A 14,378-nucleotide genomic window follows, 5' to 3' on the forward strand; every position below is an offset into this window, starting at 1 on the left:
CTCAACCCTTTGAGAATCCCCAGATGCGCCACGCCGGCAACGAAACCCTGGCCGCCCTCACGGCCTATAAAAGTGGCTTCTTCAACATCGGCCTGTTCTCGGCGGTGATTAACCTGCTGATGCTCGCCCCGGCGCTGTACATGCTGCAGGTGTACGACCGGGTGCTGGCCTCGGGTAACCAGATGACCCTGCTGATGCTGACGCTGATGATCCTCGGCCTGTTCGGCCTGATGGGCGCGTTGGAGTGGGTGCGCAGCCAGGTGGTGATCCGCCTCGGCACACAGATGGACATGCGCTTGAACCAGCGGGTGTACGACGCTGCGTTCGAAGCGCAACTCAAGGGCGGCACCCAGGCGGCCGGCCAGGCGCTGCATGACCTGACCACCCTGCGCCAGTTCGCTACCGGCCAGGCGTTGTTCGCGTTTTTCGATGCGCCGTGGTTTCCGGTGTACCTGTTGGTCATATTCCTGTTCCACCCCTGGCTCGGCGTGCTGGCACTGGTTGGCGCGGTGTTGTTGATGGCGTTGGCGTGGGTCAACCATCACGTCAGCCAGGCACCGATGGCCCTGGCCAGCCAGCTGTCCATCGGCGCGAGCCAGCAGGCCACGGCCAACCTGCGCAATGCCGACACCATTGAAGCCATGGGCATGCTCGGCACATTGCGCGCGCGTTGGTTCAGCCAGCATCAAGCTTTCTTGGCCCAGCAAAACCTGGCGAGTGAAAAGACTGCGGCCGTCAGTGCCTGGTCCAAGGGTGTGCGCCTGGCGTTGCAGTCCCTGGTGCTGGGCCTGGGTGCCTTGCTGGCGGTGCAGGGCGATATCACGCCAGGGATGATGATTGCCGGTTCGATCCTGATGGGCCGGGTGCTGACCCCCATCGACCAACTGATCGGCGTGTGGAAACAATGGGGCTCGGCGCGCCTGGCGTACCAGCGCTTGTCGCAGGTGCTGGCGGACAACCCTGCGCGGCCCGCTCGTATGAACCTGCCGGTGCCCAAAGGCCAGCTGAGCGTGGAGCACGTCAGCGCCTGTGCTCCCGGCAGCCGTCGGCCCGCGCTCGCCAACCTGGGCTTCACCCTGGCGGCGGGCGACGTCCTGGGCGTGATCGGGCCGTCGGGCTGCGGCAAATCCACCCTGGCCCGACTATTGGTGGGCGCCTGGGCGCCCCTGGCCGGCAAAGTGCGGCTGGACGGTGCCGACCTGGCCCTGTGGGACAAGCAGCAGTTGGGGCCGCACATCGGTTACCTGCCGCAAGACATTCAATTGTTCGCCGGCAGCATCGCGCAAAACATCGCACGCTTTGCCGAGGTGGAGGCGGACAAGGTCCTCGCTGCCGCGCAAATGGCCGGCGTGCATGACCTGATCCTGCAACTGCCCCAGGGCTACGACACGCAGTTGGGGGAGGGCGGTGCCGGCTTGTCGGGCGGCCAGAAACAGCGCGTCGCGCTGGCGCGTGCGCTGTACGGCCTGCCTGCGCTGATCGTGCTGGACGAGCCCAACGCCAACCTTGATGAAGTGGGCGAGCAGGCCTTGCTCCAGGCCATCAACCAGCTCAAGCAACAGCGCCGTACCGTGATCCTCATCACCCACAAACCCAACGTGCTGACCCTGACGGACCAACTGCTGATCCTCAAGGACGGTCAGTTGCAGGCGTTCGGGCCCACTGCGCGCGTGTTGGAGGCCCGGCAAAAGCCCGCCGCGAACAAGCCGGTGTCGACCCTGAGCATGAGTTACCGCCTCGGTGAAGGAAAACAGGCATGAGCCAGAACAAACCCGTGTTGATCAGCGAGGCGCCGAACAATGTGCTGGCGCTGGATGACAAAAAGTATTCGCGCCTGGGGTGGCTGTTGGTACTCGGTGGCTTTGCCGGTTTCCTCGGTTGGGCGGCGTTGGCGCCGCTGGACAAGGGCGTGGCGGTGTCGGGCAAGGTCATGGTGTCGGGCCATCGCAAGACCGTGCAACACCCGGCCGGGGGCATCGTCGAGCGCATTGAAGTGCGCGAGGGTGAGGTGGTCAGCGCCGGCCAGGTGCTGCTGCGATTAAAAGAAACCCCATTGCGCGGGCAGATGCAGTCGCTGCGCAGCCAGTACCTGGCCTCCCTGGCCAGCGAAGCGCGCTTGAGTGCCGAAAGCGAGGGGGCGTCGGCGATCACCTTTGGTCCCGAATTGCTCAATGATCCGGAGGCGGCGGGCACCCTGAACCTGCAACGACAGCTGTTCAATAGCCGTGCCCAGGCCCTGGCCACCGAGCAACAAGGCCTGCGCGAAACCATCGCTGGCGCCGAGGCGCAGTTGCGCGGGACACGGGATTCGCAAGCCAGCAAAGTCCAGCAACGCGCGGCGTTGAATGAGCAACTGCAGGGCCTGCGCGAACTGGCGCGTGAGGGTTACATCCCGCGTAATCGCCTGCTCGACAGCGAGCGCCTGTACTCGCAGGTCGACGGCGCCATCGCCGAGGACTACGGCCGTATCGGCCAATTGCAACGCCAGGTACTGGAGCTGCGCCTGCGAATTCGCCAGTTGAGCGAAGACTTCCAGAAAGACCTGCGCAGCCAATTGGCCGACACCCGCACCCGCAGCGACGACCTGCGCAACCGCCTGGCCTCGGCCGAGTTCGAACTGGCCAACAGCCGGGTGCGCGCGCCGGCGTCCGGCGTGGTGGTGGGGCTGGACGTGTACACCGAGGGCGGGGTGATCAAGCCCGGCCAGGCGTTGATGGACATCGTGCCCCAGGGTGAACCCTTGTTGGTGGAGGCCAGGGTGCCAGTGCAGATGGTCGACAAGGTGCATCCGGGCTTGCCGGTGGAGTTGCTGTTCTCGGCCTTCAACCAGGCCACCACGCCACGGGTGGCCGGTGAAGTCACCCTGGTCTCGGCAGACCGCCAGGTCGATGAACGCACCGACGAGCCTTACTACACGCTGCGTGCCCAGGTCAGCGCGGCGGGCATGCAACAACTGGACGGCGTGCAGATACGCCCGGGCATGCCGGTGGAAACCTTCGTCAAGACCGGTGAGCGCTCGATGCTCAACTACCTGTTCAAACCCCTGATGGATCGCACCCATATGGCCCTGGTGGAAGAATGAAGGCGCTGTTGTTTACCCTGTGTTTTGGTTGTACCTCGGCGGCGCATGCCCTGGGCTTGCTGGATGCCTACGACTTGGCCCTGCGTAACGACCCGACCTTTCAGGCCGCTATCCAGGAGCGTGAGGCCGGTGAAGAAAATCGTGTGATCGGGCGTGCGGCGTTGTTGCCGAACCTGTCGTGGAGCTACAACAACTCGCGTAACGAATCCGACGTGACGGCGGGTGATGTCACCAGCGACCGTGACTACCGCAGTTACGCGTCGACCCTGACCTTGCAGCAACCGCTGCTCGATTACGAAGCCTACGCGCGGTTTCGCCAGGGCACTGCCCAGGCATTGATGGCCGATGAGCGTTTTCGCGGCAAGAGCCAGGAACTGGCAGTGCGGGTGCTCAACGCTTATAGCCAGGCCTTGCTGGCGCAAGAACGTATCGAGCTGAGTCGCGCACAGAAACGTGCGTATGCCGAGCGCCTGCAACTCAATGATCGCCTGCTCAAGGGCGGTGAGGGCACGCGCACCGATGTGCTGGAAACCCAGGCGCGCCTGAGCCTGGCCCAGGCCGAAGAGATCGAGTCCCAGGATGCCCAGGACAGCGCCCTGCGCGAGCTGGAAGCCATCGTCGGCCAACCGCTGCAGATCGAAGAACTGGCGCCGCTGACGCGCCAGTTCGACATTCCGCCCCTGCAGCCCAACCGTTTCGAAACCTGGCGCGAAATGGCCATGGCCAATAACCCGGAGCTTAAATCCCAGCACCACGCCTTGGACGTGGCTTCCTATGAAGTGGAACGCAAGCGTGCAGGTCATATGCCCAAGGTCAGCCTGTACGCCACCAGCCGCCAGACCAGTTCCGATTCGGAAAGCAGCTACAACCAGAAGTACGACACCAACAGCGTCGGCATCCAGGTCAGCCTGCCGCTGTTTGCCGGTGGCGGCGTATCAGCCTCCACGCGCCAGGCGGCGAACCAACTGTCCCAGGCCCAGTACGAGCTGGACGCGCAAACCTCGGCCACGCTGGTGGAGTTGCGCAAACAGTTCAATCTCAACACCAGCGGCGCGGCCAAAGTGCGTGCTTATGAAATGGCCGTCAGCTCTGCCACGGCTTTAGTCGCTGCGACGAAAAAGAGTGTGGCCGGCGGTGAGCGGGTCAACCTCGACGTGCTCGACGCCGAACAACAACTCTTCACCGCCCGCCGCGATTTGGCGAATGCGCGACATGCGTATCTGTTGGCGAGGATTCAGCTGAAGTATTACGCGGGGTTGCTGAACGAGCAGGACTTGCGGGCCTTGGCGGGGTATTTCCAGCCCTCGGCATGAGTGGTTACAACCCGGCATTCGCCGGGTTTTTTGTGCTTACTCATCTGTAAAACCGCTTCGGCAAGCCGGCTCCTGCAGGTTTTGCGGGTTAGCGACGGGTCAACAGCACCCCGGATTCCATGTGGTGGGTCCACGGGAACTGGTCAAACAGCGCACACTGGGTAATCTTGTGCGTGTCGTGCAGTTGCGCAATATTCGCCGCCAAGGTCTCCGGGTTGCAGGAGATGTACAGGATGTTGTCGAAGCGACGGGTCAGTTCGCAGGTGTCCGGGTCCATGCCGGCGCGCGGTGGGTCGACGAAGACGCTGCCGAATTCGTAACTCTTCAAATCGATACCGTGCAGGCGACGAAACGGACGTACTTCGTTCAGCGCTTCGGTGAGTTCTTCGGCAGAGAGACGCACCAGCGTGACGTTATCCACCGCGTTTTCATCAAGGTTGCTCAGGGCAGCATTCACTGAGGTCTTGCTGATTTCGGTAGCCAGTACTTTGCGTACACGCGTAGCCAGTGGCAGGGTGAAGTTGCCGTTGCCGCAATACAACTCCAGCAGATCATCCGGGCGATCACCCAGGGCTTCATAAGCCCAGTTGAGCATCTTCTGGTTCACCGTGCCGTTGGGCTGGGTGAAGGCGCCTTCGGGTTGGCGGTAGCTGAAGGTGCGGCCGCCCACGTCGAGTTTTTCCACCACGTAGTCATGGCCGATCACATCGCGCTTGCCCTTGGAGCGGCCGATGATGCTGACATTCAAGTCGGCTGCCAGCTGGTTTGCGGCGGTGTGCCAGTGCTCATCCAGCGGGCGGTGATAGCACAGGGTGATCATCGCGTCGCCGGCCAGGGTGGTGAGGAACTCCACCTGGAACAGCTTATGGCTCAGGACGGCGCTGGCTTGCCAGGCGGCCTTGAGCTGCGGCATCAACTGGTTGATGCGCTGGCTGGCGATGGGGAACTCTTCGATCAGGATCGGCGTGCGCTTGTCGTCCTGGGAGAACATCGCGTAGTGGCGCTCACCGCCTTCGCGCCACAGGCGGAACTCCGCGCGCAGGCGGAAATTCTGCAGCGGCGAGTCGAAGACCTGTGGCTCTGGCGCGTCGAACGGTGCCAGCAGGTCACGCAAGCGCGTGACCTTGTCTTGCAGTTGAGCGGTGTAGCGTGCGGCGTCAAAAGTCATGCGTTGAACCAGCCCAGCTTGATCACAAACAGAATCGACAGAATCACCAGCGCCGGGTTCAGCTCACGGTAGCGGCCCGAAAGCAGCTTGATGGCGGTCCAGGCGATGAAACCGAAGGCGATGCCGTTGGCAATGGAGTAAGTGAACGGCATCGCCAGGGCGGTGATCACCACCGGCGCTGCAACAGTGATGTCATCCCAGTCGATCTCGGCCAGGCCCTGGGTCATCAGCACCGCCACGAACAGCAATGCTGGCGCGGTGGCGAAGGCGGGAACGCTGCCGGCCAGCGGCGCGAAGAACAAGGCCAACAGGAACAGGACCGCGACCACAATGGCGGTCAAACCGGTACGGCCACCGGCACTCACACCGGCGGCGGACTCGATGTAGCTGGTGGTGGTCGACGTCCCCAGCAGGGAACCGGCCATGGCGGCGGTGCTGTCGGCAATCAGCGCACGGCCCATTTTCGGCATGTGGCCGTCCTTGCCCATCAGGCCGGCGCGCTTGGCTACGCCAATCAGGGTGCCGGAGTTGTCGAACAGGTCCACGAATAGGAACGCGAAGATCACACTGACCAGGCCAATGTCCAACGCGCCTTTAATGTCCAGTTGCAGGAACGTAGGGGCCAGGGACGGTGGCATCGACACGACGCCGCCGAACTCGGTGACGCCCAGCAGGATGGACACGAGGGTGACGGCCAGAATGCCGATCAGCACCGCACCGCGCACGGCGAGCGCTTCCAGCGCCACGATGAGCATAAAACCGAGGGTGGCGAGGATCGCCGCGGGCTTTTTAAGGTCACCCATGCCCACCAGCGTGTTCGGGTTGCCGACCACGATACCGGCGTTGTGCAGGGCAATCAGCGCCAGGAACAGGCCGATCCCGGCGGCAATCGCCGAACGCAGCGGCAGCGGGATGCTGTTGATGATCCACTCACGGATGCGGAAGATCGACAGGATGAAAAACAGCACCGCCGAAATGAACACCGCGCCCAGTGCAACCTGCCAGGTGTGGCCCATGTGCAGGACCACGGTGTAGGTAAAGAAGGCGTTGAGGCCCATGCCTGGCGCAAGTGCGATCGGGTAGTTGGCGATCAGGCCCATCACGGTCGAGCCGATGGCCGCTGCCAGGCACGTCGCAACAAAGATGGCGCCCTTGTCCATGCCGGTTTCGCCGAGGATGCTCGGGTTCACGAACAGAATGTAGGCCATGGCCAGGAATGTCGTGATGCCCGCGAGGATCTCGGTGCGCACGTTGGTGTTGTGTGCCTTGAGTTGAAACAGCTTTTCCAGCATGCCTGCTCCCTGTGACGCTCTGTGGCGTCGTGATTTGTTGACCTCTAAGTCAAAGCACAAACTGCGCCAAGCGCCTGTGGTTTCAGAGAGGATCGGAAAAAGCGGCGCATCATACCAGCAGCCGAGGCCTTGAGGCATACTGCGCCGACGTTTAAACGAAGGTCACCTGCAACATGAAAAACGCCAGCCCGTGGAGTCTAGCCCTGATCCCCTGTATCAGCCTGTTGCTCGGCGCAGCACCGGCGTGGGGCGCGACTGCACCGCCCTTGAGCGAAGTGCGCGTGTTCAAGGTTGAGTCGGCCGGTTGCACGGAAACCATCCCCGAGCGCGCACAGGACACCGCGATGTGTACGCACCGCGGCCCCACCAAGGTGTCGGTGATGGAAGTGGGCCTGGGGAATAACCCGGTCGGCCTCTTCAATGGCGCAGTGTTGAATGGCCAGCGCACGGCGGTGTGCCAGGTCGGCAACGTTAGCGAAGCCTGCAGTGGCGCCGGCACCTTGATGGGCTACATCTATGTGTTTGACCTGAATGTCGAGGCCCAGGGCTGGTTCCAATACAGCAACTCGTCCATCAACCCGCCGCGCAACACCTTGTCGACGCAGCTCAATATCCGCTGATCAATCACCTTGAACGCTCAATACCCTGGGAAGTCGTACCCCTGAGACGGCGACTTTCCTGAACGCCGCGGATGTCCACCAACCCGTGAGGTGTTTATGAGCGCGACCCCCAATGGCGCGGCGGCCCAACCGTTCGCCAGCCACTCGATACGCCTGAGCCTCAACGGCCAGGACCGCCAACTGGATGTGTTGCCCTGGACCACGCTGCTCGACCTGTTGCGCGAGCAACTCGACCTGGTCGGCAGCAAAAAAGGCTGCGACCACGGCCAATGCGGCGCCTGCACGGTGTTGCGCGACGGCAAACGAATCAATGCTTGCCTGACCCTGGCGGTGATGTGCGACGGCGCCGAGCTGACCACCATCGAAGGCCTGGCCAACGGCGACCAACTGCACCCGATGCAGCAGGCGTTCATCAAGCACGACGCTTTCCAGTGCGGTTACTGCACCCCCGGCCAGATCTGTTCCGCCGTGGGCCTGGCCAATGAAGGTCGTGCCCACGACAGCGCGCAAATCCAGGAGCTGATGAGCGGCAACCTGTGCCGCTGCGGCGCCTACAGCAATATCCGCGACGCCATCGTGGAAGTCGTGGGAGGTGAGCAATGAACCCCTTCCATTACAGCAAGCCCGTCGATGTACAGGAGGCCGTGCACCTGAGCAGTGGCGCCTCGCGCTTTATTGCCGGTGGCACCAACCTGCTGGACCTGATGAAAGAAAACATCAGCCGGCCCGAGCACCTCATCGACATCACCGGCCTGCCGTTGCATGACATTCAGGAGACGACCGACGGGGGCCTGTTGATCGGCGCCCTGGTGAGTAACGCCGACTTGGCCTGGCACCCGCTGATCGAACAGCGTTATCCACTGCTGTCCCAGGCCATCCTCGCCGGCGCCTCGCCGCAACTGCGCAACATGGCCAGTACTGGCGGCAACCTGTTGCAGCGCACCCGCTGCTACTACTTTTATGACGCCACCGTGCCGTGCAACAAGCGCGAGCCCGGCAGTGGCTGCCCGGCGCGCACCGGCTTGAACCGGATCCACGCGATCCTCGGCGCCAGTGAGCAGTGCGTCGCCACCCACCCATCCGATATGTGCGTCGCCCTGGCGGCGCTGGAGGCGCGGGTGCATGTCGAAGGCCGTGGTGGTGCGCGGATCATCGAGTTTGCCGATTTTCATCGCCTGCCCGGTGATGCGCCGCAACGCGACAACCTGCTGGCCGACGATGAGCTGATCACCGCTGTCGAGCTGCCCGCCGACAACCTGGCGCACCATAGCAACTACCTGAAAATCCGCGATCGCGCGTCTTATGCCTTCGCCCTGGTGTCGGTGGCGGCAGCGCTGGAACTGGACGGCGACACCATCGTCGACGCCCGCCTGGCCCTTGGCGGCGTGGCCCACAAACCCTGGCGCGACCGCGCAGTGGAAGCCGGGCTGATCGGCCAGGTGGTCAGCCGCGAAACCTTCGGCCACGCCGCCGATGCCCTGTTGCAAGACGCCGAGCCGCTGGAACACAACGGGTTCAAGATCAAGCTGGCACGCCGGGGGATCATTCGTGCCCTGAGTGACGCCGCTGTCGCAGGAGAACGCTCATGACCGCTATCGGCAAACCCTTGGACCGGGTCGACGGTCTGCTCAAGGTCACCGGCCAGGCGCGTTATGCCGGTGAGTTTCCCGAGGATGGCCTGCTGCATGGCAGCGTGGTGTCCAGCACCGTCGCCAAGGGCCGTGTGCTGCGCATCGACGCCTCCAAGGCGCTGGCTTTGCCGGGTGTGGTGGAGGTTATCCATCACCTCAACCGGCCAAAAATCGCCAGTTATGACGATGCTTTCCAGGACGACGACGCCGCCGACGGCTCGCCGTTTCGCCCGCTCTACAACGACCACGTGCTGTACAGCGGCCAGCCCCTGGCGTTGGTGATCGCCGATAACCTCGAGCTGGCGCGGCATGCCGGCTCCCTGGTAGACATCGAGTACGAAACCGAAGCCTTCGAAACCGACCTGTTGGCCCAGCAAGAGCAGGCGCATGCCTCGCCGCAGACCCCGCCCGCGCCGCGCGGCAACTTCCAGGCCGAATGGACCGGCGCTGCGGTCAGCCTGGACTTGCACTACAGCACGCCCATCGAACACCACAACCCGATGGAGCCTCACGCCAGCACCGTGCTGTATCAGCCAGACGGTACCCTGCACATCCATGACAAGACCCAGGGCCCACAGAATTGCCAGGCCTATGTGCAAAAGGTCTTCGGCCTGGATAAAAGCCAGGTGCGTATTTTTGCCGCTTTCGTCGGTGGCGCCTTTGGTTCTGGCTTGCGCCCGCAGTACCAGTTGCCGCTGGCGGTGATGGCCGCCCTGGCGCTCAAACGCTCGGTGCGCGTCACCCTGACCCGCCAACAAATGTTTACCTTCGGCTACCGCCCGCGCACTTTGCAGCGTTTGCAAATGGGCGCCGCCGCGAATGGACGCCTTACGGCATTGGGGCACACCGCCATCGGCCAGACCTCGCGATTCGAGGATTTCAGCGAGCATGTGGTGGAGTGGAGCGGCATGCTCTATCACTGCGATAACGTGCAGCTTACTTATAAGTTGGTGCCACTGGATGTGTTCACGCCCCTGGACATGCGCGCCCCCGGTGCTGCCCTCGGCGTGATCGGCCTGGAGTGCGCCATGGACGAACTGGCCTGCGCCCTGGGCATCGATCCGGTGCAACTGCGGCTGATCAACTACGCCGAGCGCAACCAGAACGAAGACAAACCCTGGTCGAGCAAGGCCCTGCGCGAGTGTTACCGCGAAGGTGCCGAGCGTTTCGGCTGGAGCCAGCGCAACCCCGAGCCGCGCAGCATGCGTGACGGGCGCCAGTTGATCGGCTGGGGCATGGCCGGCGGGGTGTGGGAAGCCATGCAGATGAAGGCCAGCGCCAAGGCGCGGATCGACGCGCAGGGCAAGCTGACGGTCAGCAGTGCCACCACCGATATCGGCACCGGCACTTACACGGTGATGACCCAGATCGCGGCGCAAGCCAGTGGTGTGGCCGTCGAGGACGTGGTGTTTCTGCTTGGCGATTCGTCATTACCCACCGCGCCGTTGCAGGGCGGGTCGTTTACCGTGTCCTCGGTCGGCACGGCCGTGCAGCAAGCCTGCGAGGCATTGACCGGCAAACTGCTGGCCATTGCCCGGCAGACGTACCCGGTCTTCAAGGAGGCCGAATCCGTGCGCTTCGAAGACGGCCACCTGCATACCGGGGACGTGAGTGTGTCGCTGGCGCAGTTGGTCAAGGACAGCGGCGAGGATGGGTTGGAGGTGCAGGTCGACAGCGAGCCCGATAAGAAACGCGAGGGCTACAGCACTGCCACCCATTCGGCGGTGTTTGTCGAGGTGCAGGTGGACGAAGACCTCGGCACCATCAAGGTGCGCCGCGTGGTCAGTGCGATTGCCGCCGGGCGTGTGGTCAACCCGAAAATGGCCCGCAGCCAGATCCTTGGCGGCGTGGTGTGGGGGATCGGCATGGCCCTGCACGAAGAAACCCAGATCGACCATCAGCTGGGGCGCTACATGAACCACAGCCTGGCCGAGTACCACATCCCGGTTAACGCGGATATTGGCGAGATCGACGTGGTGTTTGTCGAGGAACATGACGAGATCGTCAATGCCTTGGGGTCCAAGGGCGTGGGTGAGATCGGCATAGTCGGGGTGGCAGCGGCGGTGGCGAATGCGATTTATCACGCCACGGGCAAGCGGGTGCGGGAGTTCCCGATTACCTTGGATAAAGTCCTCTGACCCGGACCTATGACCCACTGAAAATCAACTGTGGGAGCCGGGCTTGCCCGCGATGGCGGTGTATCAGTCAACGCATCACTGGCTGATACACCGCCATCGCGGGCAAGCCCGGCTCCCACAGGTATTGAGGCACACCTTAGACGTTGGGCTCTTCCACCGGCACATGCATGCGGTCGCGATTCGCCAGGGTCGGGAACAGTTTGATCCACACCCCCGTCACCACCAATGTACCGATCCCGCCCATCACCACGGCGGGCACGGTCCCGAACCAGTGAGCGGTAATGCCCGACTCGAACTCACCCAGTTGGTTGGACGCCCCGATAAACAGGCCGTTGACCGCACTGACGCGCCCGCGCATTTCGTCCGGCGTTTCCAACTGCACGAACGACGCGCGAATGACCATGCTGATCATGTCCGCTGCCCCCAGCACCACCAGCACCGCCAGGGAAAACCAGAACGAGGTGGACAGGCCGAAGGCAATGGTTGCCACACCGAACACGCCGACGGCGGTGAACATCACGCGGCCGACATGGCGGTCCACCGAGAACCGCGCCAGCCACAGCGACATCAACAACGCACCCACGGCCGGCGCCGAACGCAGCAGGCCCAGGCCCCACGCGCCGGTCAGCAGGATGTCCTTGGCGAACACCGGCAACAACGCGGTGGCGCCCCCCAGCAACACGGCGAACAGGTCGAGGGAGATGGCGCCAAGGATGTCCGGGCGGCTGCGGATAAAACGGATGCCGGCCAACAGTGAATCCAGGGTGGCCTTGCCTTTGTTGAGCGGCGTCTGGCGGGCGGGCAGGTTGAGGGTCAGCACGCAGGCGATGAGGTACAGCACCACGGTGGGGCCATACACCCACACGCTGCCAAAGGCGTAGAGCAAACCGCCGAGCGCCGGCGCGACGATGGTTGCCAGTTGCTGGGCCGACTGCGACGAAGCCACGGCCCGCGGGAACAGTGCGCTGGGCACGATGCTCGGCAGTAGCGCCTGGGTGGTGGGCATTTCAAACGAGCGCGCGGCGCCCAGCAGGAACGCGAGGATAAAGATCATCTCGCGGGTCACGTTGCCGGTCAGGCCGCCTATGGCGAGGGACAGGGCAATCAGCGCCTGCACGGTCTGGCAGATGGCTGCGACCTTGCGCCGTTCATAGCGGTCGGCCACGTGCCCGGTGTGCAGCATGAAGAGCACCCGTGGCACGAACTCCACCAGCCCGACCAACCCCAGGTCCAGCACATTGCCGGTCAGTTGGTAGAGGTTCCAGCCGATGGCCACGGTGAGCATCTGGAAACCACTGGCGGTAAAGATGCGCGCCAGCCAGAACGCGATGAAAGGGCGGTGATGACGCAACAGCAACGCGGGTTCACTAGGCATCGGGAATTCAGGTCAGGGCCGGAGGGAGCGCCGAGATTATCATTAAGTTGTAACAGATAGTTGCAAGAACTGAGCTGAGGCAGTCTGTCACGCGGCAAAAGACCACACAGTTCATTCCTGAAAATGGGACTACTCTTTCAGCAATGCTTGATCCAGATCAATGCCCGCCCGGGCGTTGCCCTGGCGGCCCCAGGGCCAGATTCCCTACGCGGTGGGTTAAAAAAAGAAACGAATTGAAATTCGCCAGACTCCATATCCGTGGGGGCAGTGGGTGCAGGCTCCCGCCAGCAGCCGGTATTACCTGACAGAGGAAGACTTATGTTCGGTTTGGAGGCGCTAGATCTCGCCCGAATTCAATTTGCGTTCACCATCTCTTTCCACATCCTGTTCCCGGCGATAACCATCGGCCTGGCCAGTTACCTCGCGGTGCTGGAAGGCTTGTGGCTCAAGACCCACAACGACACCTACCGTGACCTCTACCATTTCTGGTCGAAGATCTTTGCCGTCAACTTCGGCATGGGCGTGGTCTCCGGTTTGGTCATGGCGTACCAGTTCGGCACCAACTGGAGCCGCTTCTCAGACTTCGCTGGCGCCGTCACCGGGCCGCTTCTTACGTACGAAGTGCTCACGGCCTTCTTCCTCGAGGCCGGTTTCCTTGGCGTGATGCTGTTCGGCTGGAACAAGGTCGGGCGTAACCTGCACTTCTTCTCCACCGTGATGGTGGCTGTGGGTACGCTGATTTCCACGTTCTGGATCCTCTCGTCCAACAGCTGGATGCAGACGCCCCAGGGCTTCGAAATCATTGATGGCCGCGTGATCCCCACCGATTGGTTCGCCGTGGTCTTTAACCCGTCGTTCCCGTATCGCCTGGCGCACATGGCCACGGCGGCGTTCGTAGCGACTGCGTTCTTCGTCGGCTCCTCGGCGGCTTGGCACTTGCTGCGCGGCAAGGACAACCCGGCGATCCGCAAAATGCTCTCGATGGCCATGTGGATGGCCCTGATCGTCGCGCCTATCCAGGCGGTGATCGGTGACTTCCACGGGCTGAATACCTTGAAGCACCAGCCGGCGAAAATCGCCGCGATTGAAGGTCACTGGGAAAACATCGGCAACGAACCGACGCCGCTGATCCTGTTTGGCTGGCCCGACATGAAGGCCGAGAAAACCAAGTACGCGGTTGAAATTCCGTACCTGGGCAGCCTGATCCTCACCCACTCCCTGGATAAGCAGGTACCGGCGCTCAAGGAGTTCCCGCCCGAGGACCGTCCCAACTCGACCATTGTGTTCTGGTCGTTCCGGGTCATGGTCGGCCTGGGCTTCCTGATGATCTTCACCGGCCTGTTCAGCCTCTGGCTGCGCCGGGGCGACAAGATGTATAAATCCAAGCCGTTCCTGTACCTGGCGCTGTGGATGGGGCCGTCCGGCCTGATCGCGATTCTCGCTGGCTGGTTCACCACCGAGATCGGTCGCCAGCCGTGGGTGGTCTACGGGCTGATGCGCACGGCGGACGCTTCCTCCGGGCATAGCCTGGCGCAGATGACGATCACCCTGGTGTTGTTCGTGGTGGTGTACTTCGCGCTGTTCGGTGCGGGCCTGGGCTACATGATGCGCCTGGTGCGCAAAGGTCCTCAGACCCACGAAGGCAGCGAACCTACCCACGGTGGCCCTGGCCAGAAACGCACGCCGGCTCGTCCGTTGTCTGCAGCCGATGACGGCAGCGACGACGATCACGCGCACATCCAGCACAAGGGGAATTGAG

At 63.0% G+C, this 14,378-nt stretch carries 11 protein-coding genes; 8 read left to right on the forward strand and 3 right to left on the reverse strand.

Annotated features, from left to right (window positions below; translation table 11 throughout):
• The first annotated feature begins 23 nt into the window (after positions 1-23).
• Genes CWC48_RS14765 through CWC48_RS14775 form a run of 3 tightly spaced genes read left to right on the forward strand, consistent with a single transcriptional unit; the run spans position 24 to position 4,395 of the window.
• Complete coding sequence (locus tag CWC48_RS14765; RefSeq protein ID WP_100492110.1) at positions 24-1,760, forward strand: type I secretion system permease/ATPase; 1,737 nt, start codon at positions 24-26, stop codon at positions 1,758-1,760.
• Positions 1,757-3,082, forward strand: coding sequence for an HlyD family type I secretion periplasmic adaptor subunit (locus tag CWC48_RS14770; RefSeq protein WP_100492111.1), 1,326 nt, complete (start codon positions 1,757-1,759; stop codon positions 3,080-3,082). The genes CWC48_RS14765 and CWC48_RS14770 overlap by 4 nt, the downstream gene beginning before the upstream one ends.
• A complete protein-coding gene (locus tag CWC48_RS14775; protein WP_100492112.1) occupies positions 3,079-4,395 on the forward strand; it encodes a TolC family outer membrane protein in 1,317 nt (438 codons plus the stop codon). Before CWC48_RS14770 ends, CWC48_RS14775 begins: the two co-directional genes overlap by 4 nt.
• 88 nt (positions 4,396-4,483) lie before the next feature.
• Here the strand turns inward: CWC48_RS14775 and trmA are convergent, their stop codons facing one another.
• Both trmA and CWC48_RS14785 read right to left on the reverse strand, forming a co-directional pair.
• Positions 4,484-5,563, reverse strand: a complete 1,080-nt coding sequence (gene trmA / locus CWC48_RS14780) for a tRNA (uridine(54)-C5)-methyltransferase TrmA (protein WP_100492113.1) — start codon at positions 5,561-5,563, stop codon at positions 4,484-4,486.
• Positions 5,560-6,855, reverse strand: a complete 1,296-nt coding sequence (locus CWC48_RS14785; protein WP_078050277.1) for an NCS2 family permease — start codon at positions 6,853-6,855, stop codon at positions 5,560-5,562. The genes trmA and CWC48_RS14785 overlap by 4 nt, the downstream gene beginning before the upstream one ends.
• Positions 6,856-7,028: 173 nt before the next feature.
• Between CWC48_RS14785 and CWC48_RS14790 the strand changes: the two genes are divergently transcribed.
• The 4 genes from CWC48_RS14790 to CWC48_RS14805 all read left to right on the forward strand — a co-directional run bounded on the left by CWC48_RS14790 (position 7,029) and on the right by CWC48_RS14805 (position 11,244).
• Positions 7,029-7,475: a DUF4879 domain-containing protein gene (locus CWC48_RS14790; protein ID WP_078050276.1), complete on the forward strand. Its 447-nt coding sequence runs from the start codon at positions 7,029-7,031 to the stop codon at positions 7,473-7,475.
• A gap of 96 nt (positions 7,476-7,571) precedes the next feature.
• Positions 7,572-8,078, forward strand: a complete 507-nt coding sequence (locus tag CWC48_RS14795) for a (2Fe-2S)-binding protein (protein ID WP_100492114.1) — start codon at positions 7,572-7,574, stop codon at positions 8,076-8,078.
• The gene (locus CWC48_RS14800) at positions 8,075-9,064 is read left to right on the forward strand and encodes a xanthine dehydrogenase family protein subunit M (RefSeq protein WP_078050274.1); all 990 of its coding nucleotides are present in this window, start codon (positions 8,075-8,077) and stop codon (positions 9,062-9,064) included. Before CWC48_RS14795 ends, CWC48_RS14800 begins: the two co-directional genes overlap by 4 nt.
• Complete coding sequence (locus CWC48_RS14805; RefSeq protein ID WP_099491010.1) at positions 9,061-11,244, forward strand: xanthine dehydrogenase family protein molybdopterin-binding subunit; 2,184 nt, start codon at positions 9,061-9,063, stop codon at positions 11,242-11,244. Before CWC48_RS14800 ends, CWC48_RS14805 begins: the two co-directional genes overlap by 4 nt.
• Positions 11,245-11,380: 136 nt before the next feature.
• On the opposite strand, the gene CWC48_RS14810 is transcribed toward CWC48_RS14805, so the two are convergent.
• Complete coding sequence (locus tag CWC48_RS14810; RefSeq protein WP_078050272.1) at positions 11,381-12,619, reverse strand: MFS transporter; 1,239 nt, start codon at positions 12,617-12,619, stop codon at positions 11,381-11,383.
• Between the two features lie 318 nt (positions 12,620-12,937).
• On the opposite strand from CWC48_RS14810, the gene CWC48_RS14815 reads away from it, so the two are divergent.
• Positions 12,938-14,377 (forward strand): cytochrome ubiquinol oxidase subunit I, encoded by a 1,440-nt coding sequence (locus CWC48_RS14815; RefSeq protein WP_100492115.1) that lies wholly within the window; start codon positions 12,938-12,940, stop codon positions 14,375-14,377.
• Position 14,378: the final 1 nt, after the last annotated feature.

Source organism: Pseudomonas sp. S10E 269, from assembly GCF_002798465.1.
GTDB lineage: Bacteria > Pseudomonadota > Gammaproteobacteria > Pseudomonadales > Pseudomonadaceae > Aquipseudomonas > Aquipseudomonas pergaminensis.

Coding starts and splice junctions, on each gene's coding strand:
- CWC48_RS14765 (WP_100492110.1), top strand. CDS start 24: ATGCGCCACGCCGGCAACGAAACCCTGGCCGCCCTCACGGCCTATAAA.
- CWC48_RS14770 (WP_100492111.1), top strand. CDS start 1,757: ATGAGCCAGAACAAACCCGTGTTGATCAGCGAGGCGCCGAACAATGTG.
- CWC48_RS14775 (WP_100492112.1), top strand. CDS start 3,079: ATGAAGGCGCTGTTGTTTACCCTGTGTTTTGGTTGTACCTCGGCGGCG.
- trmA (WP_100492113.1), bottom strand. CDS start 5,563: ATGACTTTTGACGCCGCACGCTACACCGCTCAACTGCAAGACAAGGTC.
- CWC48_RS14785 (WP_078050277.1), bottom strand. CDS start 6,855: ATGCTGGAAAAGCTGTTTCAACTCAAGGCACACAACACCAACGTGCGC.
- CWC48_RS14790 (WP_078050276.1), top strand. CDS start 7,029: ATGAAAAACGCCAGCCCGTGGAGTCTAGCCCTGATCCCCTGTATCAGC.
- CWC48_RS14795 (WP_100492114.1), top strand. CDS start 7,572: ATGAGCGCGACCCCCAATGGCGCGGCGGCCCAACCGTTCGCCAGCCAC.
- CWC48_RS14800 (WP_078050274.1), top strand. CDS start 8,075: ATGAACCCCTTCCATTACAGCAAGCCCGTCGATGTACAGGAGGCCGTG.
- CWC48_RS14805 (WP_099491010.1), top strand. CDS start 9,061: ATGACCGCTATCGGCAAACCCTTGGACCGGGTCGACGGTCTGCTCAAG.
- CWC48_RS14810 (WP_078050272.1), bottom strand. CDS start 12,619: ATGCCTAGTGAACCCGCGTTGCTGTTGCGTCATCACCGCCCTTTCATC.
- CWC48_RS14815 (WP_100492115.1), top strand. CDS start 12,938: ATGTTCGGTTTGGAGGCGCTAGATCTCGCCCGAATTCAATTTGCGTTC.